At 62.1% G+C, this 23,954-nt stretch carries 21 protein-coding genes; 15 read left to right on the forward strand and 6 right to left on the reverse strand.

The genetic code is table 11. From position 1 onward, the window contains the following. Nucleotides 1–15: 15 nt before the first annotated feature. The 5 genes from pstA to Q8K09_RS04875 all read left to right on the forward strand — a co-directional run bounded on the left by pstA (nt 16) and on the right by Q8K09_RS04875 (nt 5,611). Nucleotides 16–1,632: a phosphate ABC transporter permease PstA gene (gene pstA / locus Q8K09_RS04855; RefSeq protein ID WP_305253890.1), complete on the forward strand. Its 1,617-nt coding sequence runs from the start codon at nt 16–18 to the stop codon at nt 1,630–1,632. A gap of 65 nt (nt 1,633–1,697) precedes the next feature. Further along, nucleotides 1,698–2,531 carry a phosphate ABC transporter ATP-binding protein PstB gene (gene pstB / locus Q8K09_RS04860; protein WP_305253856.1) on the forward strand — a complete coding sequence of 278 codons (834 nt, stop codon included), beginning with the start codon at nt 1,698–1,700 and terminating at the stop codon, nt 2,529–2,531. Nucleotides 2,532–2,722: 191 nt separating this feature from the next. Next, nucleotides 2,723–3,454, forward strand: coding sequence for a phosphate signaling complex protein PhoU (gene phoU, locus Q8K09_RS04865; RefSeq protein ID WP_305253857.1), 732 nt, complete (start codon nt 2,723–2,725; stop codon nt 3,452–3,454). Nucleotides 3,455–3,607: 153 nt separating this feature from the next. Beyond that, complete coding sequence (locus Q8K09_RS04870; RefSeq protein WP_305253858.1) at nt 3,608–4,525, forward strand: response regulator; 918 nt, start codon at nt 3,608–3,610, stop codon at nt 4,523–4,525. A 189-nt stretch (nt 4,526–4,714) separates the two neighbouring features. Next, the gene (locus Q8K09_RS04875; RefSeq protein ID WP_305253859.1) at nt 4,715–5,611 is read left to right on the forward strand and encodes a peptidoglycan DD-metalloendopeptidase family protein; all 897 of its coding nucleotides are present in this window, start codon (nt 4,715–4,717) and stop codon (nt 5,609–5,611) included. Nucleotides 5,612–5,776: 165 nt separating this feature from the next. Here Q8K09_RS04875 and Q8K09_RS04880 read toward each other — a convergent pair whose 3' ends face one another. The 3 genes from Q8K09_RS04880 to Q8K09_RS04890 form a co-directional block, all read right to left on the reverse strand. Continuing rightward, nucleotides 5,777–7,054: a TRAP transporter large permease gene (locus tag Q8K09_RS04880; RefSeq protein ID WP_305253891.1), complete on the reverse strand. Its 1,278-nt coding sequence runs from the start codon at nt 7,052–7,054 to the stop codon at nt 5,777–5,779. Nucleotides 7,055–7,071: 17 nt separating this feature from the next. After that, nucleotides 7,072–7,608 carry a TRAP transporter small permease gene (locus Q8K09_RS04885; protein ID WP_305253860.1) on the reverse strand — a complete coding sequence of 179 codons (537 nt, stop codon included), beginning with the start codon at nt 7,606–7,608 and terminating at the stop codon, nt 7,072–7,074. A gap of 147 nt (nt 7,609–7,755) precedes the next feature. Continuing rightward, nucleotides 7,756–9,156 (reverse strand): PLP-dependent aminotransferase family protein, encoded by a 1,401-nt coding sequence (locus Q8K09_RS04890; RefSeq protein WP_305253861.1) that lies wholly within the window; start codon nt 9,154–9,156, stop codon nt 7,756–7,758. A 360-nt stretch (nt 9,157–9,516) separates the two neighbouring features. On the opposite strand from Q8K09_RS04890, the gene doeA reads away from it, so the two are divergent. The 10 genes from doeA (at nt 9,517) to Q8K09_RS04940 (ending at nt 20,458) form a co-directional block, all read left to right on the forward strand. Then, nucleotides 9,517–10,704 carry an ectoine hydrolase DoeA gene (gene doeA / locus Q8K09_RS04895; protein ID WP_305253862.1) on the forward strand — a complete coding sequence of 396 codons (1,188 nt, stop codon included), beginning with the start codon at nt 9,517–9,519 and terminating at the stop codon, nt 10,702–10,704. Between the two features lie 16 nt (nt 10,705–10,720). Then, on the forward strand, nt 10,721–11,779 hold the full coding sequence (gene doeB / locus Q8K09_RS04900) for a N(2)-acetyl-L-2,4-diaminobutanoate deacetylase DoeB (RefSeq protein ID WP_305253863.1): 1,059 nt from the start codon (nt 10,721–10,723) through the stop codon (nt 11,777–11,779). Nucleotides 11,780–11,835: 56 nt separating this feature from the next. Continuing rightward, nucleotides 11,836–12,873 carry a TRAP transporter substrate-binding protein DctP gene (gene dctP, locus Q8K09_RS04905; protein WP_305253864.1) on the forward strand — a complete coding sequence of 346 codons (1,038 nt, stop codon included), beginning with the start codon at nt 11,836–11,838 and terminating at the stop codon, nt 12,871–12,873. A 230-nt stretch (nt 12,874–13,103) separates the two neighbouring features. Continuing rightward, the gene (locus Q8K09_RS04910) at nt 13,104–13,580 is read left to right on the forward strand and encodes an Lrp/AsnC family transcriptional regulator (protein ID WP_305253865.1); all 477 of its coding nucleotides are present in this window, start codon (nt 13,104–13,106) and stop codon (nt 13,578–13,580) included. Between the two features lie 222 nt (nt 13,581–13,802). Then, nucleotides 13,803–15,275, forward strand: coding sequence for an NAD-dependent succinate-semialdehyde dehydrogenase (locus tag Q8K09_RS04915; protein WP_305253866.1), 1,473 nt, complete (start codon nt 13,803–13,805; stop codon nt 15,273–15,275). A 74-nt stretch (nt 15,276–15,349) separates the two neighbouring features. After that, a complete protein-coding gene (locus Q8K09_RS04920) occupies nt 15,350–16,756 on the forward strand; it encodes an aspartate aminotransferase family protein (protein ID WP_305253867.1) in 1,407 nt (468 codons plus the stop codon). 65 nt (nt 16,757–16,821) lie between these two features. Next, on the forward strand, nt 16,822–17,817 hold the full coding sequence (gene eutB, locus Q8K09_RS04925) for a hydroxyectoine utilization dehydratase EutB (RefSeq protein WP_305253868.1): 996 nt from the start codon (nt 16,822–16,824) through the stop codon (nt 17,815–17,817). Beyond that, the gene (locus Q8K09_RS04930; RefSeq protein WP_305253869.1) at nt 17,804–18,751 is read left to right on the forward strand and encodes a cyclodeaminase; all 948 of its coding nucleotides are present in this window, start codon (nt 17,804–17,806) and stop codon (nt 18,749–18,751) included. Before eutB ends, Q8K09_RS04930 begins: the two co-directional genes overlap by 14 nt. Beyond that, the gene (locus tag Q8K09_RS04935) at nt 18,748–19,536 is read left to right on the forward strand and encodes an aspartate/glutamate racemase family protein (protein ID WP_305253870.1); all 789 of its coding nucleotides are present in this window, start codon (nt 18,748–18,750) and stop codon (nt 19,534–19,536) included. The genes Q8K09_RS04930 and Q8K09_RS04935 overlap by 4 nt, the downstream gene beginning before the upstream one ends. A gap of 52 nt (nt 19,537–19,588) precedes the next feature. Next, a complete protein-coding gene (locus tag Q8K09_RS04940; protein ID WP_305253871.1) occupies nt 19,589–20,458 on the forward strand; it encodes a DMT family transporter in 870 nt (289 codons plus the stop codon). Nucleotides 20,459–20,464: 6 nt separating this feature from the next. Here the strand turns inward: Q8K09_RS04940 and Q8K09_RS04945 are convergent, their stop codons facing one another. The 3 genes from Q8K09_RS04945 to phoB form a co-directional block, all read right to left on the reverse strand. Then, nucleotides 20,465–21,805: a hemolysin family protein gene (locus tag Q8K09_RS04945; protein WP_305253872.1), complete on the reverse strand. Its 1,341-nt coding sequence runs from the start codon at nt 21,803–21,805 to the stop codon at nt 20,465–20,467. 81 nt (nt 21,806–21,886) lie between these two features. Then, nucleotides 21,887–23,221 (reverse strand): phosphate regulon sensor histidine kinase PhoR, encoded by a 1,335-nt coding sequence (gene phoR, locus Q8K09_RS04950; RefSeq protein WP_305253873.1) that lies wholly within the window; start codon nt 23,219–23,221, stop codon nt 21,887–21,889. 40 nt (nt 23,222–23,261) lie between these two features. After that, complete coding sequence (gene phoB, locus Q8K09_RS04955) at nt 23,262–23,951, reverse strand: phosphate regulon transcriptional regulator PhoB (RefSeq protein ID WP_305253874.1); 690 nt, start codon at nt 23,949–23,951, stop codon at nt 23,262–23,264. Nucleotides 23,952–23,954 lie beyond the last annotated feature (3 nt).

The following is a 23,954-nucleotide window of genomic DNA, read 5'->3' on the forward strand; positions in this document are numbered from 1 at the left end:
TCGCCGTGGATCTGGATGAATGCTGGCGCGGTGTCCATCGCCGTGATCATGACCCTCGGTCTACTCGCCGTGATCGCCACCCGTGGTCTCGCCCACTTCTGGCCAGCCGATATTGTCGAAGTCGAATATTTGGTGCCTGGCCAGGAAGTAAAGGTGATGGCCGGCGAGATCACCAAGATCGAAGAAATCCCCCGTGCACGTCTGGCGGCTTCCGGTTTGCCGGTGGTAGCTGAAGGTGGCGAGTTCATGACTCGCGAACTGTTCAAGGTGGGTAACCGCGATCTTTACGGCGCTGACTTCACCTGGGTGGTGGGCGAATGGTTGAGCAATCACCGTACCCCGCAAGCCCTCACCGCATTCGAGCGGCGTGAATGGGGCAACCTCTACGGCTACCTGGTCAACGTCAAGGAAAACGGCCAGTTGGTTGCCGAAGGCGAAGCATCCTGGGCTGCCCTGGAGGAGCGTCTGGCGCGAGTCGAAGAGCTGCACACGCAAGTGGTGCGCCTGGAGAAGAAAGACATCGGCCGGATCAATGCCGGGCTTGAACGCATTCGTCTGCAAACCCGCAAGCTGGAGCTGCAGGGCAAGTTGGATGCACAGGCCCAGGCTGATCTGGATATGGACCAGGCGCGCTGGGATGCCGAGTACAAGGTGCTTGAAACCCAGTTGGTGGCGCTCTACGAGGCCTTCAATCGCGACAGCGCCTTGGTGCGAACTGCCGATGGCCGCGAGGTCGAGTTGAGTCTGGGCAAGGTGGTGCGGGCCTATCAGCCGAATGCCATGTCCGGTCTAGGCAAGCTGAACTTCTACTTCGTCAAGTTGTGGGAGTTCGTCAGTGATGACCCGCGTGAGGCCAACACCGAGGGTGGCATCTTCCCGGCAATCTTCGGCACCGTGATGATGACCCTGATCATGGCCGTGATCGTCACTCCGTTCGGCGTGGTGGCAGCCATCTACCTGCGCGAGTATGCCAAGCAGGGGCCATTGACCCGGGTGGTCCGTATTGCGGTGAACAACCTGGCCGGCGTGCCGGCAATCGTTTACGGCGTGTTCGGTTTGGGCTTCTTCGTTTATGTGCTGGGTGGTTCAATCGACCGGTTGTTCTTCCCTGAGTCTGCGCCAGCGCCGACTTTCGGTACGCCGGGCTTGTTGTGGGCCTCGCTGACCCTGGCGTTGCTCGCCTTGCCAGTGGTAATTGTGGCCACCGAAGAAGGCCTGGCACGGATTCCGCGAGCGCTGCGTGAAGGTTCGCTGGCGCTTGGTGCGACCAAGATCGAAACCCTGTGGCGCGTGGTGCTGCCGATGGCCAGCCCGGCGATGATGACCGGCCTGATCCTCGCCGTGGCGCGTGCCGCCGGGGAAGTGGCGCCGCTGATGCTGGTGGGCGTGGTCAAGCTGGCGCCGAGTCTGCCGCTGGACGGTAACTACCCGTACCTGCACCTGGACCAGAAGATCATGCACTTGGGCTTTCACATCTATGACGTCGGCTTCCAGAGCCCCAACGTCGAGGCCGCGCGGCCACTGGTTTACGCCACGGCGTTGCTGCTGGTGCTGGTGATCGCGATTCTGAACCTCGCGGCGGTGTTCATGCGTAACCGCCTACGTGAGAAGTACAAAGCGCTGGATCATTAAAGTATTTTGTCCTCTGCCTGTCCGGCGGGGGACGATCAACGAATTGTTAGCGTAGGGAGCATCCCATGCAGCACCAAACACCCACACACGGTATCGATATAACGGCCCTGGGCCGGGAAAAGCAGAGCCTCAACATTGCCGGGGAAACCGTGGCGATTCAGGTGCCGGGTCTGAACCTGTACTACGGCGAAAAGCAGGCGCTGTTCGACGTCAAGCTGAACATCCCCAAGCAGCGCGTTACCGCGTTTATCGGCCCGTCCGGTTGCGGCAAGTCGACCCTGTTGCGCACCTTCAACCGGATGAACGATCTGGTCGACGGTTGCCGCGTCGAGGGTGAAATCAACCTCGACGGGCGCAACATCTACCGCAAGGGTGAAGACGTTGCCGAGTTGCGTCGTCGCGTTGGCATGGTGTTCCAGAAGCCCAACCCGTTCCCCAAGAGCATCTACGAGAACGTGGTGTACGGCCTGCGCATCCAGGGCATCAACCAGAAACGCGTGCTCGACGAGGCAGTCGAGTGGGGCCTGAAAAGCGCCGCCCTGTGGGACGAGGTCAAAGACCGCCTGCATGAGTCGGCCCTTGGCCTGTCCGGTGGTCAGCAGCAGCGCCTGGTGATCGCGCGTACCGTCGCGGTTCAGCCGGAAGTGTTGCTGCTCGACGAACCCTGCTCGGCGTTGGACCCGATCTCCACCCTCAAGGTTGAAGAGCTGATATACGAACTGAAATCCAAGTACACCATCGTCATCGTTACCCACAACATGCAGCAAGCCGCGCGGGTGTCGGATTACACCGCCTTCATGTACATGGGCAAACTGATCGAGTTCGGTGATACCGATACGCTGTTCACCAACCCGGAGATGAAGCAGACCGAAGACTACATCACCGGCCGCTATGGCTAAGGCCATGGCAAATACTCCCTGGCTTTGTCGGGCGCGCTTGCCGTACTACTCGTACTGTCAGCGCGCGCCCTTCGCGCCAGAGAGCATTTTCCAAGGGCCTTAGTGCTGAACTCAACGTGTAGGGTGTGCGGGGCCGCCTAGGCCGTGCGCACCAGGGCCACCCAAGCCGGCAGCTTTCGCGGAGCGAACCAATGATCAACAAAGAAAACCTTACCCAGCACATCTCCCAGCAGTTCAATACCGAGCTTGAGGGTGTGCGCAGCCATCTGCTGGCCATGGGCGGGCTGGTCGAGAAGCAGGTCAACGACGCGGTCACCGCGTTGATTGACGCCGACTCGGGCCTGGCTCAGCAAGTGCGCGAGATCGATGACCAGATCAACCAGATGGAGCGCAACATCGACGAGGAGTGCGTGCGCATCCTCGCCCGTCGTCAGCCGGCGGCCTCCGACCTGCGTCTGATCATCAGCATCTCCAAGTCGGTGATCGACCTCGAGCGTATCGGCGACGAAGCGACCAAGATCGCCAAGCGCGCCATCTTGTTGTGTGAAGAAGGCGAAGCGCCGCGCGGCTATGTGGAAGTGCGGCACATCGGCGACCAGGTACGCAGGATGGTGCAGGAGGCGCTGGACGCCTTCGCCCGTTTCGATGCCGACCTGGCGCTGTCTGTGGCGCAGTACGACAAGACCATCGACCGCGAATACAAAACTGCCCTGCGCGAGTTGGTCACCTTCATGATGGAAGACCCGCGTTCGATCTCGCGGGTGCTCAACATCATCTGGGCCCTGCGCTCGCTGGAGCGGATCGGCGACCACGCCCGCAATATCGCTGAGCTGGTGATTTACCTGGTGCGCGGTACCGACGTCAAACACATGGGCCTGACCCGCATGAAGGAAGAAGTTGAAGGCATCAGAAAAGACAGTTGAGTGCCGCGCTCGTGGGCTGAATGCAGCAGGGCTGCCTGCGCCCTTGGGCGGTAAGACTGATCGGCTAACCCTAAAACGGCCCATAGCCACTTTAGGGTTAGCCTTTGGCCAGTTGTCGCGCTTATGCTTGGGCCATTCGAACAGGAGTGGCCGATGAGTAAAGTCAGCGTATTGGTGGTGGACGACGCCACCTTTATTCGGGATCTGGTAAAGAAAGGTTTGCGCGACCATTTCCCCGGTGTACAGATCGTCGAAGCCATCAATGGGCGCAAGGCCCAGCAGTTGCTCAGTCGGCAAAGCGTCGACCTGATTCTCTGTGATTGGGAAATGCCCGAGATGACGGGACTCGAATTGCTCAGTTGGTGCCGCGAGCAAGACAACCTGAAAACCGTACCGTTCATCATGGTTACCAGCCGTGGTGACAAGGACAACGTGGTCCAGGCGATCCAGGCCGGCGTTTCCGACTTCATCGGCAAGCCATTTTCCAACGAACAGTTGGTGACCAAGGTCAAAAAGGCCCTGAGTCGTGCCGGCAAGCTGCAAACCCTGATGGCCAGCGCACCGCCGAAAATGCTCAGCAGCGGCGGCTTCGCCAATGACTCTCTGGCTGCGTTGACCGGTGGACAGGCCCAAGTGGTCAAGCCTGCGGCGGCTCCGGCAGAGGCCGTGGCGCCGCGCCCGGTAGCCCAAACCACGCCAGCGGCCTCGGCCAAGTCGGCGGGGCAGGCGCCGGGTGGTCGTGGCCAGGGCCAGTTGCGCCTGCCAGGCGGCACCATGAACTGCGTGATCAAGGCGCTTAGCCTTAAAGATGCGCAACTGGTGGTCAAGCGTGCCGAACTGCTACCGCAAGTGCTGGAAAGTGCGGTGCTCGACCTTGAGCAGGGTGAAGGCGGTGAGGTGGCACGACTCAATGGCTACCTGCATGCGGTGGCAGCGCTGGAACCCAAGCCGGACAGCGAATGGCTGGTGCTAACGTTCAAGTTCGTCGACAGCGACCCGCAGAAACTCGACTACCTGTCGCGGCTGATCGCCCGTGGGACGGCGCAGAAACACTTCGTCCCCGGCGCCTGATCAACCACCTAGGCGCGCAGGGCCGCCCGCCCGGCGCGTAGGGCGGCCTCGGCGCGCAGCGACGCCCGCCGGTCTGCGTGAGCGCCGTGACAAATGCGTCAGATCACATTCCGTTGCCCTGGCGCTCGCATGCATGCAGCCGCACTGCTAGTCTCAGCGCTCTGGAGAGCCACCGCAGTTTGTGAGCCTATGCCTTTTCGCCTGACAGTTTTTTGCGCCCTGCTGCTGGTTGCCAGCCAGGCTGCTGCCCTGACGATCTACAAATACACCGACGCCAACGGTGTGGTCACCTATACCGATAAAGCGACCGCAGGTGCGCAGGTATTCGTCTTTCGCGACCGCATGGTCGAGCGCCTGGATAATCAGGTGAAGCTGGAAACTCAAAAGCACGCTGCCGGTGACACCCTGTTGGTCCGCAACGACCTGTATGCGCCGGTGCAGATCGAGTTGACGCTGGAGCAGGTCGACAACGCCATCGGCGTTCCGAGTAAACCCATTACGTGGGTGCTACCGCCGCGCAGCAAGATCCGCCTCGCTACCCTGACCGCACGCGATGCCAGCAAGCCGCTGCGCTATACGCCGAAACTGCGTTACGCCATGGGTGACCCGCGCCTGTTGCCGACGCAGCAGAGCTATCCGCTACCCTGGCGCGGCGGCCCTTTCCGCCTGACTCAGGGCGCCAATGGCCAGTACAGCCACTTCACCCCCAAGGGCCGTTATGCCATGGACATCGCCATGCCCGAGGGCACGCCGATAGTCGCGGCGCGCGGCGGCATGGTGGTCAAGACCGAGAACCAGCAGAGCGGACGGGGCACCAACCCCTCCGGCAACTATGTGCGCATCCTGCATGACGACGGCACCATGGGTGTCTACCTGCACCTGATGCAGGGCTCGGTCAGCGTGCGCGAAGGCCAGCGCATCAACAGCGGCAGCCCCATCGCCCGCTCCGGCAACACCGGCAACAGCACCGGGCCGCACCTGCACTTCGTGGTGCAGCGCAACGTCGGCCTGGCGCTGGAGTCCATCCCCTTCGACTTCGCCCAGCCGGTTAACAGCCTGCCGAACTTTGCCGTGGGTGGCGAGTGAGCGCACCTGCCGGCGGCAAACCATAAGCTGCGCCTAAGAGCCACGGCCATCGTTCTGAGGCGGTGAGTGTTGAGCGCAGTGCTATCCATCAATACGCGGTAGCTTTTTGTGTGGGGGGCTGATCGGTCGCGCCCCGCCAGCTCAGCTTTGCAGCTCGATTACCTGCTAGCGAAAGGCCAGGTCACGCAGGAACAGGGTGATCGGCGGGAACATGATCAGCAGCACCGACATCAGCAGCAGGATCAGGAAGAACGGCAGACTGCCGCGGATAACCTCAAGGTAGGGTCGTCGGAACACTGCGATGGCGGTGAATATGTCGCAGCCGAAGGGCGGCGTGGCCGAGCCTATGGCCGCCTGCAGGGTGACGATGATCCCCACCAGCACCGGATCCAGGCCGGACAGGCGCACGGCAGGGGCGAAGATCGGTACCAGGATCAGCATCACCACGATCGGGTCGACGAACATGCAGCCGATGAAGAAGGCGATCGAAATGATGATCAGCAGTTCGGTCGGCGAGGCCTGCATCAGGCCAATACTGCTGAGGATCTGCTGTGGGATCTGGGCGAAGGAGATTACCCAGGAAAACGCCGAGCCGGCCGCCACCAGGATAAATACCACCGCCGTGATCAGCCCTGTGGACAGCGCAATGCTCGACAGGTCGGAGAGTTTGACTCTGCGAAAGATCAGCACCTCCAGAATCAGCGCATAGAGCACCGACACCGCGGCGGCTTCAGTGGGGCTGAACACCCCGGTGTAGATGCCGCCGATAGTCATCACTGGCAGCAGCAGCGGCAAGATGGCGCGGCGGCAGGTGCGCAGGCGTTCGCTCCAGCTGAATTTCTCGCCGCGGGGAATGCCTGCAACACGGGCGTAGAAGTAGCAGTAGCCAACCAGTAGCAGCATCAGCAGCAGACCTGGGCCGATTCCCGCGATAAAAAGCTCTGCCACCGAGGTGCCTGAGACTACGCCATAGATGATCATGCCGATGCTCGGCGGGATCAGCAGGGCGATATCCGAGGCGTTGATGATCAGCGCCATGGCGAAGCTGTCCTTATAACCCTGCTGCAGCATCTTCGGTCGCATGATGCTGCCCACCCCGACTACGGTCGCTTGGGTCGAGCCGGACAAGGCGCCGAACATCGCACAACTCAGCGCGGTGGTGATCGCCATGCCGCCGCGCACATGGCCAACGAAGGCCGTGGCCACGTCCAGCAAGCGGTTGGCGGTGGCCCCGCGGGTAATGATGTCTGCGGCGAGGATAAACATGGGTACCGCCACCAAGGCGGAAGGGCGGATACCGGCGATCATCTGCTGGATAATGAATTCCGGGCCCATATTGAAGAAGAACACGAAGCCAGCTGCAGCGGCGGCCAGCAAGGTGGTCATCATGGGGAAGCCTGCCAGCAGCAGAATCAGCATGATTAGCAGGAGAGCAGTGGTCATATCCATGCGGTGCGGACTCAGGCTTGTGGCGGGAGAGGGGCATCGACATGCCGCGGCGGTGCCTCGCGGCGGCCGAGCAGTACCTGCAACTGGATGAAGGCATGGCGCAGGAACTGCAGGCCGCTCATGCCCAGGCCCAAAGGAATCATCAGGTAGATGTAATGCAGCGGTACCTGCAGCGCCGAGGAGGCCCGGCCAATACGCGCGGCCGATTGCACGTAGCCGATTGACGCCCATGTCAGCCAGAGCAGCAGAATGGCAGTCAACAGATTGATCAGCAGCATGCTGGCGGCGGCCGGCTTACCGGTCAGTTGTTCGACGAAGGCGCTCATGCTGATGTGGCGGTTTTGCCGTGCGGCATAACTGCAGCCGATGAAGGTCACGAAGATGATCAGGAACTGGTTGAGCTCCTCGGAGAAGTACAGGCTCTGATTGAACAGGTAGCGGCCGAATACATTGCCGACCGAGTTCAGCGCCATCAGCATGATCGAGCCGGCGAGGATGAAGGCCTCGAGTTTTTCCAGCAGCCAGTCCAGCTTATGCAACCAAGCCATTGCCACCTCCAGTCTGCGCCACGGCGGCAGACATTTTTATTGTTGTGGAGGGCAGACCTTATCCCTGGTCAAAAATCATGTCAATTAATTATTTGAATCAGTACATGTGCTCTGTTATAGGGCAAATGTACTGTTGATTGCCTTGTTTTAGAACACGAAATGCATCGGGGCCGGGGTCTCGTCGAGCAAGCCATTGAGTGTGCTCAGGCCGCTCTGCAGGCGCGAGCGGCTCTGTTCGGCGCCCAGGCTGATGCGCACATGCTGGTTGCTGCGGTCGGCACTGGCCAGGAAGGGCTCAGCCGGGAAGATCATCACCCCTTCCTGGCGGGCGCGGCGGGCGAACTTCTCCGGCTGCCAATGGGCCGGCAGTTCGGCCCACACGTGCATGCCGTTGGGGTGGGCCTTGTAACTGCAGCCGGTCAACACTTCGCGGACCATCAGTTGGCGTGCTGCCAGCTCCTGCTGCTGGAAGGCGACCATGCGATCGAGGGTGCCGTCCTGCATCCACCAGCTGGCAATCTCGAAAGGCATCAGGGTAGCCATCCAAGTGGTGCTGCGCAGTCGGCCGATGGCCTGCTGCACCAAGTGCGGCGGGGCGACCAGGTAGCCGGCGCGCATGCCGGGAAGGGTCACTTTGGTCAGGCTGGTGGCGTAGAAACTGCGTTCGGGAATCAGCGCCGACAGCGGCGGGGCGCGATCCGGCTGCAGCGCGCCGTAGACATCGTCTTCGACCACGGTCAGGTCGTAGTGCCTGGCCAGTTCGGCAATTGCCTGGCGCCGCTCGAGACTCATGGTGTCGCTGTTCGGATTATTCATGGTCGGGGTACAGAACAGCACCTTGGCGCCACCCTGACGGCAAGCGGCATCCAGCGCCTCGGGCAGCAGGCCCTGATCGTCGGTAGCCAGGCCTTTGAGATTGAAGTGCAGGGTTTGCGCCAGGGCGAGCAAGAGCATGCATGTTTCTTGCTCGCAGAGCACTGTATCGCCGGGTTTGAGCACCGTCGCCATGGCGATGGTCAGGGCGTGGGCGGCGCCATTGCAGAACAGCATGTGGTCGGGGTTGGCCGGCATCTTCTGCTGCGCCAACCAGGTGCAGACCACTTCACGGTGCTGGGTCAGGCCCTGGGTCGGGTGGAAGGAGGTGATGAAATCATCGCGGCCTTCCCGGGCCAGGCGCTCGAGGCCCGCACGGTAAAGCTTGACGTGGCGTGCCGTGCACACCGGGTGGGCGGTGGACAGGTCGATGCCACGGTTGGGGTCCTCATGCTCGTCGGTGGACAGGTAGTCCGACTCGTGGCTGACATGGCGGCTGCGAACGAAAGTACCGCTGCCGACCTGGGCATAGATGGCGCCCTGTTTCTCGGCATGGGCGTAGGCGTTGCTCACCGTTTGCACACTAACCCCGAGGGTCTCGGCCAGCTCGCGATGGGTTGGCAGCTTGCTGCCCGGCTGCAGAGCGCCAGCGTTGATCGCTTCGTTGAGGGCGTTGCCGATGGCCAGGTACTTGGGTTGGCCAGCGCGGAGGAATGGCTTCAGGTCAATTGTCATAGAACAATAAATCTCTTGACGATGATTGTAATGATAATAGTATGAGGATTATGCGGAATTGACCTGTGCTTGTTGCGGTTACTTTAGCAGATATCAGTACAATTATAAGTAGTGCGGTCGTCACGGCCGCATGCCGGATCCCTGTGGGTCCGGGAGGTCGCATGGAGCAGCTGTCGGCGCATTCGTCCCACGCCAATGGCGGGCCAGTGTTCCCTGATGTTTCTGTCCGCTGCGCATTCGCTGGAGCGTGTCGCCAGCAATTTCTCCGGCTGCAGGCCGGATGAATACCGCTCCACGGCTCAAGACCTGTGGAGTCGTTATGGGCTTGAACGCCACCGTGTTCATTTTCGAGGTGCTGTCATGAGTGAAATCGCATTGAATTTCAGCCGTGAGGAGTACGCCCAGCGTCTGGCCAAGGTGCGTGTTGCCATGGCCGAGCGCGGGATCGCGACCCTGATCGTGCATGATCCGTCCAACATGGCCTGGCTCACCGGCTATGACGGCTGGTCTTTCTATACGCCGCAATGCGTGGTGGTCGGCCAGCAGGGCGACCCGCTGTGGTATGGCCGTGGCATCGACGCCAATGGTGCACGGCGCACCGTCTATCTGGAAGAGGAAAACATTGCCTCTTACAGTGACCGCTATGTGATGAACCCGCCGCACCACGCACTCGACTACCTGTGTCAGGAAGTGTTGCCGGCGCGGGGGTTGACTGGCGGCGTGATCGGCGTGGAGATGGACAACTACTACTACAGCGCTACGTCGCACCAGGCATTGCAGCGCGGCCTGCCGCAGGCGCAACTGGTGGATGCCACGGGACTGGTCAACTGGTGCCGAGCGATCAAGTCGGCGCAAGAAATCGAGTACATGCGCGTGGCTGCGCGGATCGTCGAGAACATGCACCGGGCGATCATCGAGATGGTCGAGCCGGGCTTGCCGAAGAACGTACTGGTGGGCGAGATCTACCGGGTGGCCTGTGTCGGCCACGAGGGCAAGTACGGCGACTACCCGGCCATCGTGCCCATGCTGCCCTCCGGCAAGGATGCCTCGGCGCCGCACCTGACGTGGGACGACCGGCCTTTCAAGAAAGGCGAAGGCACCTTCTTCGAGATTGCCGGCTGCCACAAGCGCTACCACTGCCCACTTTCACGCACCCTTTATCTGGGTGAGCCGTCGGCGGCTTTTCGCAAGGCCGAGGAGGCAATCAACGCCGGTCTCGAAGCCGGCTTGGCCATGGCCAAGCCCGGCAATACCTGCGGCGACATCGCCCGCGAGCTGAATAGCACCCTGCGCCGCTACGGCTATGACCGCGGTGATAACCGCTGCGGCTATCCGATCGGATTGAGTTATCCGCCGGATTGGGGCGAGCGCACCATGAGCCTGCGCGAGAGCGACACTACGGTGTTGCAGCCGGGCATGACCTTCCACTTCATGCCGGGGTTGTGGCTGGACGACTGGGGGCTGGAGACCACCGAGAGCATCCTGATCACCGAGAGCGGGGTAGAAACCCTCTGCGACTTCCCGCGCCAGTTGTTTGTGAAAGCCTGAGATGAGTAGCGCAACCATGAATATTTCCCCCGAAGCGGAATTGCAGGCGAGCGCGCGTTCGAGCGTGGCCGAGGTTCGCGCAACCACCCTTAGCGCCACTGTTGATTTCGACCGTGACGGTGTGCAGCACGGCTTTCTCAAGTTGCCGTACTCACATGATCAGTCGGCCTGGGGTTGCATCATGATCCCCATCAGCGTGGTGAAGAACGGCGCAGGCCCCACCGCGCTGCTCACCGGCGGCAACCACGGCGATGAATATGAGGGCATCACCAGCTTGCTCAAGCTGGCCAATGAGTTGCGCGCTGAAGACGTGCGTGGTCGGGTGATCATAGTTCCGGCGATGAACTACCCGGCGGTGCAGAGTGGCAGTCGCACCTCGCCGATCGACAAAGGCAACATGAACCGTTCGTTCCCCGGCAGCCCCAATGGCAGCATGACCGAGCGTATAGCCGATTACTTCCAGCGCTACCTGATCCCGTTGTGCGACTACGCCCTGGACATCCATTCCGGCGGCAAAACCCTGGACATCCTGCCGTTCGCCGCTGCCCACCGGTTGCCCGATCCGCAGCAGGAAGCCAAGTGCATCGAAGGCGCACGGCTGTTTGGCACCGCCGCCAGCATGATCCTCTTCGAGTTGGACGCCGCCTCGCTCTACGACACGGCGGTAGAGGCTCAGGGCAAGGTATTCGTCACGACCGAGTTGCGCGGCGGAGGCACCAGCACCCCTGAAACCATGGCGCTGGCTGACCGTGGAGTGCGCAACTTCCTCAAGTTCGCCGGGATTCTCGGTGGTGAACCGGAGCTGGCGGACGGGCCGCTGATGCAACTGGATATGCCGGATGCCAGCTGTTACGTGCAGAGCTCCCATCGCGGCATTCTCGAACTCACCTGCAGCCTGGGCGACCGGTTGCGGCAAGGTGATCTGGTGGCGCGGGTGCATGCATTTGAACGTACCGGTACGCCGGCCGTGGAGTATCGCGCGGAACGGGACGGCCTGCTGGTCGCCCGACGTTTTCCCGCATTGGTAGACATCGGTGACACCCTGGCGGTGATCGCCGACATCATAGAAGGTTAAAGGCCGGCAGGCTCGGCCGCTATTTCATGACAATAACAGCAAGCGGAGAACTCACCATGAGCACACTAAGCAAACTGAAAAAAGCGGGTCTGGCTGCAGCGATAGGTTTGACCCTGATCAGTCAGGCCGGCCTTGCGGCCGCTGCTGAAGAGTGGAAGTTCGCGCTGGAGGAAATCAGCGGCAGCGTCCAGGACGCCTATGCGCAGAAGTTCAAACAGCTGGTGGAGGAGAAGAGTGGAGGTGACATCAGCGTCACCGTCTATCCCTACGGCGCCCTGGGCGAGTCTGAAGACCTCACCGAGTTGGTGGCCAACGGTGTTCTGCAGTTCACTCATGGCTCGACCGGCATTCTTGGCTCGACCGCCCCGGGCATGCAGGTGTTCTCGGTGCCTTACCTGCTGTCGCAGGATAACCAGGTCAACCTCAAGCTGCTCACTGAGAGCCCGACCATTTATGGCCCCATCGCCGACAAGCTGAAGACCCGCAACCTGCGCCTGCTGAGCATGTACCCGGAAGGCGACATGGTCTGGACCACCAACAAGGTGGTGCGCACGCCGGCCGACTTCAACAACATGAAGATGCGTGTGATGGCCTCGCCGATGCTGGTGGAGACCTACAAATCATTTGGTGCTGTGCCGACGCCGCTGCCCTATTCCGAGGTCTATGGCGCCCTACAGTTGAAGATGATCGACGGCCAGGAAAACCCGGTCTTCGCCATCGAGGAAATGAAGTTCTATGAGGTCAACGATGTCATGACCTGGTCGGGTCATCAGCAGTTCACCGTCGCCGTACTGTCCAGCGAATCCTGGTACCAGGGGCTGCCGGCCGAGCAACGCACGCTGATCGACGAGACCATAAATGAGTTGGCGCCTTACATCTTCGAGACCCAGGCCCGATACAACAACGAGCGTCTGGAGAAGATCAAGCAGGCCAAGCCAGGCATTCAGTTGGTGCACCTGAACGAGGAAGAGCAAGCAGCCTTCCGCGAGGCCAGTCAACCGATGCGCGAGAAGCTGGTGCAACTGGCCGGCCCTGAAGCCGGTGCCGCGCTCAAGGCCCTGGAGCAGGAAATCGCCGAGCTGGAACAGCAGTAACCCCTGTTGCCGGCGGGTAAGCTCGCCGGTTTTTCTAGCGATGTTCCGTTATATGTCGCGCGGATCGCCGCTCTTGGCAGGAGCCAGGGGGACGCCTACAGGTGCGCACCCTCGTAGGATGGGTTGAGCGCAGCGATACCCATGCTGCAGGTTGAGCACAGCAATACCTATGCCGATCAACCTCGCCGCGTCTGGCCGGGGTACGGCCTTTTTTCGCCGTGGAGCGGTTTATGCGCCTGGACACATACGACCTGAAGATTCTGCGCATCCTGCAGAGCAACGGGCGGATCACCAAATCCAGCCTGGCTGAAGCCATCAACCTGTCTATCAGCCCCTGCTGGGAGCGGGTCAAACGCCTCGAAGAAGCCGGCATCATCCGCGGCTACGGCGCTCTGCTGAATACCGAGAACCTGTTCAAGCGTGCCGCTGTGATGGTCGAAATCAGCCTCAAGCAGCATAGCCGTGAAGCCTTTCAGCGCTTCGAATGTGCCATGCAGGACTGCCCCGAAGTCACCGAATGCTACGCCACTGGTGGCGGTATCGACTACATCGTCAAGGTCATGGCGCGTGACATCGACCAGTATCAGCGCCTGATCGACCGCTGGCTGATGGCCGACCTGGGCATCGAGCGCTACTTCACCTACATCGTCACCAAGACCATCAAACACAGCGAACCTTCGCTATTGCTCGACAGTGAAGACGAGTAAGCGAGTGGCGCTGTAATTCTCGCGACGTTCGCCCATTTAGTGCCGCGCCCAGGTACAGAAAAAAACCTCGGCAAACCACCGGCAAAGAAAAAAAACACAGCCCAGCCAGCAGCTGAAGAGAAAAAACCGCTGCCCGACAAGCCCTAAAGTGGACGCTGTAAACACGCACCACGCTCTGGCCGCGAACGCGTAGCGACCAGACCTGAAGAGGGGACGCTGTCCATGCATATGCTTAAAGATCCACGCCTGGTCCGCCAGTTGGCCTACGTCAACGGCAAATGGATTGCCGGTCACGAGGGGCGCGATGAAGCGGTCATCGACCCGGCCAGCGAAGAAACCATCGGTCGTTGCACCCAGCTCGACGCCAGTCAGATTGGGCACGCCATTGATGCTGCGCACGCTGCCTTCCCGGCTTGGCGCGCGCTGTCGGTGGATGCCCGTGGTGTGATTCTCAACAAGTGGCACGATCTGCTGCTGGAGAACAAGGAAGACCTGGCCCGGTTGATGACCCTGGAGCAGGGCAAACCGCTCGACGAAGCGCGTGGCGAGATCGATTACGCGGCCTCGTTTATTCGTTGGTTTGCCGAGGAGGCGCGGCGTGCCTACGGCGAGACCATTCCCAGTCATATCCGCAATGCACAGCTTGGCAGTCTGCGCGAGCCGATCGGGGTGGTGGCCCTGATCACACCGTGGAACTTCCCCTGCGCAATGATCACCCGCAAGGCTGCCGCGGCGTTGGCCGTGGGCTGCAGCGTATTGGTCAAGCCGGCCGGCGAGACGCCCTTCTCGGCCTTGGCCCTGGCCGAACTGGCCGAGCGCGCCGGCTTTCCCGCCGGGGTGTTCAACGTCATCACCGGCGAGCCGGAAATGGTCTCCCAGGTGCTCTGCGCCAGCGACAAGGTCAAGGCGTTGTCCTTCACCGGCTCGACCCGGGTCGGCCGTCTGTTGTTGCAGCAGGCCGCTGCAACGGTGAAGAAATGCTCGATGGAGCTGGGCGGCAATGCGCCCTTCATCGTCCTGCCAGACATGGACGTCGAGCAGGCGGCTCAGGCCGCCATCGACGCCAAGTTCCAGACCACCGGCCAGGACTGCCTGGCGGCTAACCGCATCTTCGTCCATCGCTCGCTGTATGACGCGTTTCTCACTGCCTTCGCCCGGCGAATGGCTGAGCTGACAGTGGGTAACGGCTTGCTCCGAGGTGTCAATCAGGGCCCGCTGATCAACGCCAAGGCGGTAGCCAAGGCCCAGGAACTGGTGGATGACGCCGTGGCCAAGGGCGCACGCCTGCTGGTCGGTGACCAGGCTCAGGCACCGGGACGCAACTTCTTCATACCGACGTTGCTGGCCGATGTGACTGCCGACATGCGCGTCTACCGGGAAGAGAACTTTGCCCCGGTGGCCGGTGTGCTGGCGTGGGACAACCTGGAGCAACTGATCGATCAGGCCAACGACACCGAGTACGGCCTGGCCGCTTATGTCTATGGCTATGACATGCGTCCGGTATGGCAGCTGCTGCGCGGCCTGGAGTTCGGCATGGTCAGCGTCAACTCGGTGAAGATGACCGGTCCGGCTGTGCCCTTCGGTGGTGTCAAGCAATCCGGTCTCGGCCGCGAGGGCTCGCGCCACGGCCTCGATGAGTACAGCCAGATCAAATATTACTGCCTGGGTGGTCTGCCCAGCGTCAGCGGCAGTTGAAAACGACTGCGCTCGTGCGGTCATCAGTTGAGGTCCGCACCAACACCATTCACGAATTACATGAGGGCAATGCCATGACCATCGACACTCAGAAAGTCATCGAGATCGACCGCCAAAACGTGTTTCACGCCTCAACCCACCTCAAGCAGCACGCTCACGGTGAGAGCCCGGCGCGGATCATCACCGGTGCCAAAGGTATTCGTATCCAGGATTCGCTGGGCAACGAATTCATCGACGGCTTTGCTGGCTTGTACTGCGTGAACATCGGCTACGGCCGCACCGAGATGGCCGAGGCGATGTACGAGCAGGCCAAGCAACTGGCCTACTACCACACCTATGTCGGCCACACGACTGAAGCGCTAGCCACGCTGTCCGAGCGCATCGTCAAGCTCGCGGGCCAGGGCATGAGCAAGGTCTACTACGGCATGTCCGGCTCGGACGCCAACGAGACCCAGCTCAAACTGGTCTGGTATTACAACAATATCCTTGGCCGCAAGGAGAAGAAAAAGGTCATCTCCCGCGACCGCGGTTACCACGGTTCGAGCATCGCCTCCGGCTCGATGACCGGCTTGCCGGTGTTCCACGCCCACTTCGATCTGCCGCTGGAACGCATCAAACACACCGTCGCGCCGGTCTACTATCGTCGCCCCGACGATGCCATGAGCGAGTTGGATTTCTCCCGTTATTGTGCGGAGAAACTTGAGGAAATGATCCTCGCCGAAGGCCCGGATACGGTCGCGGCGATGATCGGTGAGCCGGTGCTTGGCACTGGCGGTATCGTGCCGCCACCGCAGGGCTACTGGGCCGAAATCCGCAAGGTGCTGGACAAGTACGACATCCTCTTGATCGCCGATGAGGTGGTCTGCGGTTTCGGGCGCATGGGCGTCGACTTCGGCTCGCAATATTACGAGATGAAGCCGGACCTGATCACCGTGGCCAAGGGCCTGACCTCGGCCTATCAGCCGCTGTCCGGGGTGATCGTCGGCGAGCGCGTGTGGCAGGTGCTGGAGCAGGGCACCGACCAGTTCGGCGCCATCGGCCACGGCTACACCTATTCCGGTCACCCAATGGGTATCGCCGCGGCCATTGCCAACCTGAACATCATCGAGCGCGAGGACCTCACGGGTAACGCTCGCGACACCGGCGCCTACTTGCAGCAGCGCATGCAGGCCACCTTCGGCGAGCACCCGCTGGTCGGCGAAGCTCGTGGCATCGGCCTGCTCGCCGCCCTGGAGTTCTCCAGTGACCGGGCCAAGCGCCAGCACTTCGACCCGAGTCTGAAGGTTGGCCCGATGGTCTCCGCCGCTTGCCTGGAAGAGGGCCTGATCGCCCGCGCCATGCCGCATGGCGACATCCTCGGCTTCGCCCCGCCGCTGGTGGTTACTCGTGGTGAAGTGGACGACATCGTCGCCCGTGCGGAACGCGCGGTGAACAAGGTCACCGACAAGCTGATCAGCAGCGGTGCCTGGCAGGCCAAGTAAGCGCCAGGTCAATGCGGGGTCGCTCAGCAAGCGACCCCGCCTGCGTTCACAGGCTGGACTTAAGCATGAGCAAACAACTGACCCTGCACGATATCTACCTGGCCCGCCGGCGCATCGCCGGGCTGGCCTTGCGTACCCCACTGGTGCGCTCCGAATCGCTGTCGCGGCGCTGGAACTGCGAGGTCTGGCTAAAGCTGGATAACCTGCAGCCGACCGGCGCCTTCAAGCTGCGTGGTGCGACCAATGCACTGCTAGGCCTGGATGCTGCGCAGCGCGCGCGTGGCGTAGTGACCATGTCTACCGGTAACTTCGGCCGCGGCCTGGCCTATGCCGGGCAGCGCCTGAGCGTCCCGATCACCGTGTGCATCTCGCGCCTGGTTCCTGCCAATAAAGTTGAGGCCTTGCGCGCCAGTGGTGCCGAACTGGTCATTCACGGCACCTGTCAGGACGATGCCGATCTCGAGGCGCGCCGGCTCAGCACCGAGCAGGGGCTGGCTTATATTCCGCCCTTCGACCACCCGCTGGTGATCGCCGGGCAGGGCACTTGCGGCCTGGAAATCATGGAAGAGCAGCCCGACATCGATCTTGTCTTCGCCGGCTTGTCAGGGGGCGGCTTGATTGCCGGTATTGGCTTGGCGGTGAAGAGCATCAATCCGGCCGTCGAAGTGATCGGCGTGAGCATGAACCAGGGTGCGGCGATGCTGGAAAGCCTCGCCATCGGGCATCCCGTACAGGTGCCTGAGGTGCACTCGCTGGCCGACAGCCTGGGCGGCGGCATCGGTCTGGACAACGCCTGGACCTTCGCCATGACCCAGCGCTATATGGATCGCGGCTACAAGGTCGACGAGGCACAGATTGCCCGCGCCATGCTGCACTTCCTGTATGAGGAAAAAATGCTGGTGGAGGGCGCTGCTGCCGTCGGTGTCGCCGCCGTCGAACAGCACCGCCTCGATCTGTCGGGGCGGCGCGTGGCCATAGTGGTCAGCGGGCAGAACCTGTCGCATGAAACCTTTGCCGAGGCCCGTCGCCTGGCCGGAGAGTCAACCTATGCAGATCTATAACCGTCAGCAGATTGCCAGGCGGGTCAACCTGGATCAGGCCGCTCTGGAGGTGGTCGAAGCTGGTTTTGCCGCTCTCGGTCGTGGCGAGGTGGAGATGCCACCGATCCTCAGCATGAACATTGCCGAAAGCAATGGCGAAGTCGACGTGAAGACCGCACACATCCGTGGCTGGCCGCGTTTCGCGATCAAGATCAGCCCCGGCTTCTTCGATAATCCCGCGCTCGGTCTGCCCAGCCTTAATGGCCTGATGCTGCTGTTCTCGGCGAGAACCGGGCTGGTCGAGGCGGTGCTGTTCGACGAGGGTTATCTGACCGACATCCGCACGGCCCTGGCGGGCGCCATCGCCGCCAAGCACTTGGCTCGCGCCGAGGCCCGCAGCGTTGCGGTGATCGGCGCCGGTCTGCAGGCCGAGCTGCAGGTTGTCGCCTTGTGTCTGGTGCGCGAGATCCAGGAGGTGCATGTGTATGCCCGTGACCGGGCCAAGGCCGAGGTCTATGCCACTCACATGCGTGCCTATCACGCCCTGCCGGTGACCGTGCATGACAGTGCGTCCGGTGCCTGTGCCCAGGCCGACATCGTGGTTACCACCACCCCGGCGCGCGAGCCGGTGCTGCGCTGGAGCGACCTGCCCAGGGGCGTGCATGTCACCGCCATGGGCTCGGACAACCCGCACAAGAACGAGCTGGAGCCGGCCATCCTGGCCAACGCCGACGTCGTGGTGGTTGATCGCCTCAGTCAGTCACAGGCCCTCGGCGAGCTGCACCACGCGCCGGGGCTGCAGCGCGAGGTATTCGAACTGGGCCGTCTGATCGCCGACGGCCGTCAGGCGCGCACCAGTGCCGAGCAGATCACGGTGTGCGACCTGACAGGCACCGGGGTGCAGGACACTGCAATCGCCAACTATGCCGCGCGCCTGCTCGGGGGCCTGACATGAGTGCCTCTTTTGCCGACTTCCAGAAACTGCAACGGATTTCCCCCTACCAGCGGACAGCCGATGACGGGCATGTGCGGCTGGGCCTGGTGCAGTTAGCCAGCGATTTCACGCTGGAAAACGAATGGCGCCAGCTACTCGGCGAGCGGATTGAGTTGTACAGCACCCGCACGCCCTGCAGCCCTTCGGTGACCCCCGAGGGGCTGCGGGGGCTGGCTCAAGGCCTTGCCCAGTCCAGCGCGCTGCTGGTGCCGGGTTTGCCGCTGGACGTGCTGGCATTCGGCTGTACCTCCGGCAGCATGTTGATCGGCGAACAGCAGGTAACCCGGCTGATCAGCCAGGCGCGCCCAGGCATCCCGGTGACTAATCCCTGGAGCGCGGTCAAGGCCGCTTTGCGCGGTCTAGATGCGCGGCGTATTGCGGTACTCACGCCCTACATCGGCGAGGTCAACTACCCGCTCTATCAGGGGCTGGAGCAGGCTGGGCACCAGGTTGTGGCCTTCGCCACCTTCGCCGTACTGGAGGATGCCGAGATCCCGCGCATTCCCGAGGCGGCGATCGAGCAGGCGGCGCGCGAGCTGCTGAGCGGTCAGCGGGTCGACGCGTTGTTTCTCGCCTGCACCAACCTGCGTACCCTGGGAATGCTCGGTGAGTTGGAGCGCAGCCTGGGACTGCCGGTGATCTCCAGCAACCAGGCGATGTTCTGGCATGCCCTGCAACTGGCTGGCTGCGTGCACCGACCGCAGGGCTTTGGCAGCCTGCTGGCCGACAGTTGCCTTCTGGTCTGAGAGCCTAAGGGCACGCGCTGCATCAATGCCCGTCATTCAAGGAAGCAAAAAAGTGCAGGACAGACAGAAGGGCTTGTTGCTCACCGCGCTGGGCATGCTGGTGATCTCGCCGGATGCCCTGGTGTTGCGCTGGCTGGCCGGCGATGCCCTGCAAGTCCTGGCGTGGCGCGGCTTGCTGATGGCGATCGGCCTCGGCCTGCTGTTGACCTGGCGCTATCGTGGTGAGCTGCCCAGGGCGTTTCTCCGCTGCGGTTGGACCGGCGTCGGCTGTGCGCTTTGCTACTGCTTCAGTACCCTGTGTTTCGTCCATGCCATGGGCTTGGCTGGGGCGGCCAGTACTTTGTTGATCTTCAGTCTGTCGCCGCTGATCGCCGCAGCCTTGGCCTGGATTTGGCTGGGCGAGCGCCTGGCCCTGCGCACGCTGTTGGCGATACTGGTGTGCCTGGGTGGCGTGCTGTTGATCGTCGTCGATGAGTCACCGGGCAGCAGTCTGACCGGTAACTTGCTGGCACTGGTGGCCGCCACCTTGTTGGCCGGCAACTTCACCCTGGCACGCAGCCAGCCGACGGTGGACATGAGCCCGGCATTGATCCCCGGTGCCCTGTTGGTGTCGCTGCTGGGGTTCGTGTTCGGTGGCACCCCAAGCTTCGCCGTGCAGCAGTGGCTGGTGCTGGCACTTATGGCTGGTGTGCTACTGCCGTTGGCGTTCATGCTGATTCAGCTCGGCCCGCGCTGGATCAGCGCTACCGAAGTGGGGTTGTTGCTACTGCTGGAAGTGGTGCTGGGACCGTTGTGGGTCTGGTGGTTGCTCGACGAGGCTCCGAGCGCCCAGGTATTGCTGGGTGGCGGCATCATTCTCCTGGCGCTGCTTGGCCACAGTCTGCTGAGTTGGCGGCGTGGATCGCCGCCGGTTGCTGCCTGAGCCGCTTTAATCCAGCTTGAGTACCTTGGCCAGGAGGACCTTCGGCCCCTTCATCTTCTTGACGATGATGCGCAGGCCGCTGACTTCCAGCACTTCCTCTTCCTCGGGCATGCGTTTTAGGGTTTCGTAGATCAGCCCGGCCAGGGTTTCGGCCTCGACATGGTCGAGGTTGACCCCCAGCAGGCGCTCGACCTTGAACAACGGCGTGTCGCCGCGTACCAGCAGTTTGCCTGGCTGGTAGGCGAGGATGCCGCGCTCGGTCTTGTGGTGTTCGTCCTGGATATCGCCGACCAGGGCTTCGAGCACGTCCTCCATGGTCAGGTAGCCAATCACCTTGCCGTCGGCCTCTTCGACCAGGGCAAAGTGCGAGCCGCCCTGGCGGAACTGCTCGAGCAGGTTGGACAGCGGCATGTGCCGACTGACCCGTTCGATCGGGTGCATCAGGTCGGCCAGTTTCAGCGCCGAAGGCAGCATCTCCAGCAACGACAGGTGCAGCAGCAGGTCCTTGATGTGTAGTACGCCGACGAACTCGCCAGCCGCTTCGTCGAAGATCGGGTAGCGGCTGTACTTGTGCCGGCGGAACACGCTGAACACCTCGTGCAGCGGCGCGTGCAGTTGCAGATAGACCAGGTCTTCGCGGGAGTTGGCCCAGTCCACCACTTCCAGTTCGCCGAGCTCTACGGCGGAGGCCAGCACGCGCATGTCCTGGTCGCTGGGGTTGCTGGCGCGGCTGGAATGCAGGATCAGCTTGAGTTCGTCGCGGTTGTAATGATGCTCATGGTGCGGCCCCGGCTCACCCTGGCCAGCGATGCGCAGAATGGCGTTGGCGCTGGCATTGAGCAGGAAGATCGCCGGGTACATGAGCCAGTAGAACAGGTACAGCGGCGCGGCCGTCCACATCGACAGTAGTTCGGGTTTGCGGATCGCCCAGGACTTGGGTGCCAGCCCACCAATCACGATGTGCAGGTAGGAAATAATCGCGAAGGCGGTGAAGAAGGCGATGCCATGCACCAGTTTGACGGACTCGATCCCAATGGCGCCGAGGAGCGGGATGAGCAATTCGGCAAAGGCTGGTTCGCCGATCCAGCCCAGGCCTAGGGAGGCCAGGGTGATGCCCAGTTGGCAGGCCGACAGGTAGGCGTCCATCTGGCTGTGTACGGTGCGCAGGATATGCCCGCGCCAGCCGTGTTGGCTGGCCAGGGCCTCGACCTTGGTGGCGCGCAGCCGGGCGATGGCGAACTCGGCGGCGACGAAGAAGCCGTTGAGCAGCACCAGCAGCAGGGCAATGAGAAGGAGGCCGAAATCGGCAGAAAAACTAGCGGCGGAGAGCGTCGTGGAAGGGTCCATAAAGGTTTCGGTAGGCCAATGACCGCTAGAGGGTGGGGCCATGCAAGCGGTTTTGCAAGGCTGCGTGTACGCGGCGCCCGGTTAGCCGCCGCGACGTACCACCTGAGTGTTGGGGAAGTGGCAGGTGAAGGCGCTGCCCTGGCCCAGTTTGCTGGCGATTTCCAGGTGGGCGCGATGGCGCAGCAGCACATGTTTGACGATGGCCAGACCCAGGCCGGTGCCGCCGGTGTTGCTGGCGCGGCTGGAGTCGACCCGATAGAAGCGTTCGGTCAGGCGTGGCAGGTGCCTGGCCTCGATACCCAGGCCGCTGTCCTGCACGCTGAGGTGCGCGCCCTGCTCGTCACCCCACCAGCGAATGCGAATCTCGCCTTCATTGGGGGTGTACTTGACCGCGTTGAACACCAGGTTGGAAAAGGCGCTGCGCAGCTCTGCTTCACTGCCCTTGAGGCGTAGGTGCGGATCGGCCTCCAGGCTGATGCGGTGCATGCGTTCGCCAGACAACGCCTGGGCGTCGCTCCGTATACTCAATAGCAGCAGATCGATTGCCACGGGCTGGTTGTCTGAGGGGTAGTCGGTGGCTTCCAGTTTGGCCAGCAACAGCAGGTCATTGAGCAGGTTCTGCATGCGCCCGCCTTGCTGCTGCATTTGCTGCAGCGCGCGCAACCAGCGCGGATTGACGTCTTCGACGTTGTCCAGCAGGGTTTCCAGGTAACCGGAGATCACCGTCAGCGGCGTGCGCAATTCGTGGGAAACGTTGGCGACGAAGTCCTTGCGCATCTGCTCGAGCTGAAACAACCGGGTGATGTCTCGCACCAGCATCAAGTGTTCGCCATTGCCGTACTGGGTGATATGGAATTGCAGGCGCCGACGCTCGTTGAGCGGTGAGGGCAGCTCCAGCGGTTCGAGGTAGCTGCCGCGCTCGAAGTAGTCGATGAAGCGCGGATCGCGCAGCAGGTTGGTGATTGGCTGGCTGCTGTCCTGTGGGGTTTTCAGGCCGAGCAGGGTCTCCGCTGCGCGGTTCCACCACTCCAGGTTGCCTTTGTTGTCGAGCATGATCACCGCATCGTTCAGTGCGGCGGTAGATTCCTGCACCCGGTCGATGACTGCCTGCAGGCGCTCGCGGGCCCGCTGATTGCGTCGTTGCAGGTGGTAGATCTTGTCGAAGACCTCACCCCATAAGCCGGCGCTCTCTGGTGGTTGCTCGCCTGGTTTATGTTCATCCAGCCATTTATGCAGGCGCAGAAGATGCTTCAGGGTCCAGCCCAGGTAGGCTGCCAGGCCGGCGGCCAGTGCCCAGGCATACGCGCCCGTTATGAGGCCGAGCAGCAGGCAGGCGCCGATTAACAACAGTAGGCGGCGCACCAGAGCGCCACGCCAGTTTTGTTTCACGTGGGAGTCATCCGCCAATCGATCCATTGAGCCGAGCAGTCGGCAATCCTAGCCCAGTATGGGGCTACTAGCTTTTAGTGGAGAAACGATAGCCGGTGCCGCGCACGGTCTGCACCAGATTCTCGTAGACCTCACCGAGCGCCTTGCGCAGGCGGCGGATATGCACGTCAACGGTGCGCTCCTCGACGTAGACGTTGCCGCCCCAGACCTGGTCGAGCAACTGGCCGCGGGTATAGGCGCGTTCCTGGTGGGTCATGAAGAATTGCAGCAGGCGGTATTCGGTGGGGCCCATTTCGGCGGGCTTGCCGTCGATGGTCACGCGGTGGCTGACGGGGTCGAGCAGCAGGCCGCCGACTTCGATGGTTCCTTCGCTGTCGCTCGGCCCGGCGCGACGCAACACGGCTTTCAGGCGGGCGACCAGTTCGCGCGGCGAGAATGGCTTGGTGATGTAGTCATCGGCACCGACTTCCAGGCCCTGGATCTTGTTGTCCTCCTCGCCCTTGGCAGTGAGCATGATGATCGGGATGTCGCAGGTCAGTTCGTCGCGCTTGAGGCGGCGCGCCAGTTCGATGCCGCTGGTGCCGGGGAGCATCCAGTCGAGCAGGATCAGGTCGGGCTTGCGGTCGACGATGATGGCGTGGGCCTGCTGGGTATTCTCGGCTTCCAGGCACTCGTAGCCGGCCATTTCCAAGGCTACTGCAATCATTTCGCGGATCGGTGCTTCGTCATCGACGATCAGGATGTTCTTGCCAACCATGGA

Origin of the sequence: Pseudomonas sp., from assembly GCF_030683065.1 — a bacterium.
Classification (GTDB): domain Bacteria; phylum Pseudomonadota; class Gammaproteobacteria; order Pseudomonadales; family Pseudomonadaceae; genus Aquipseudomonas.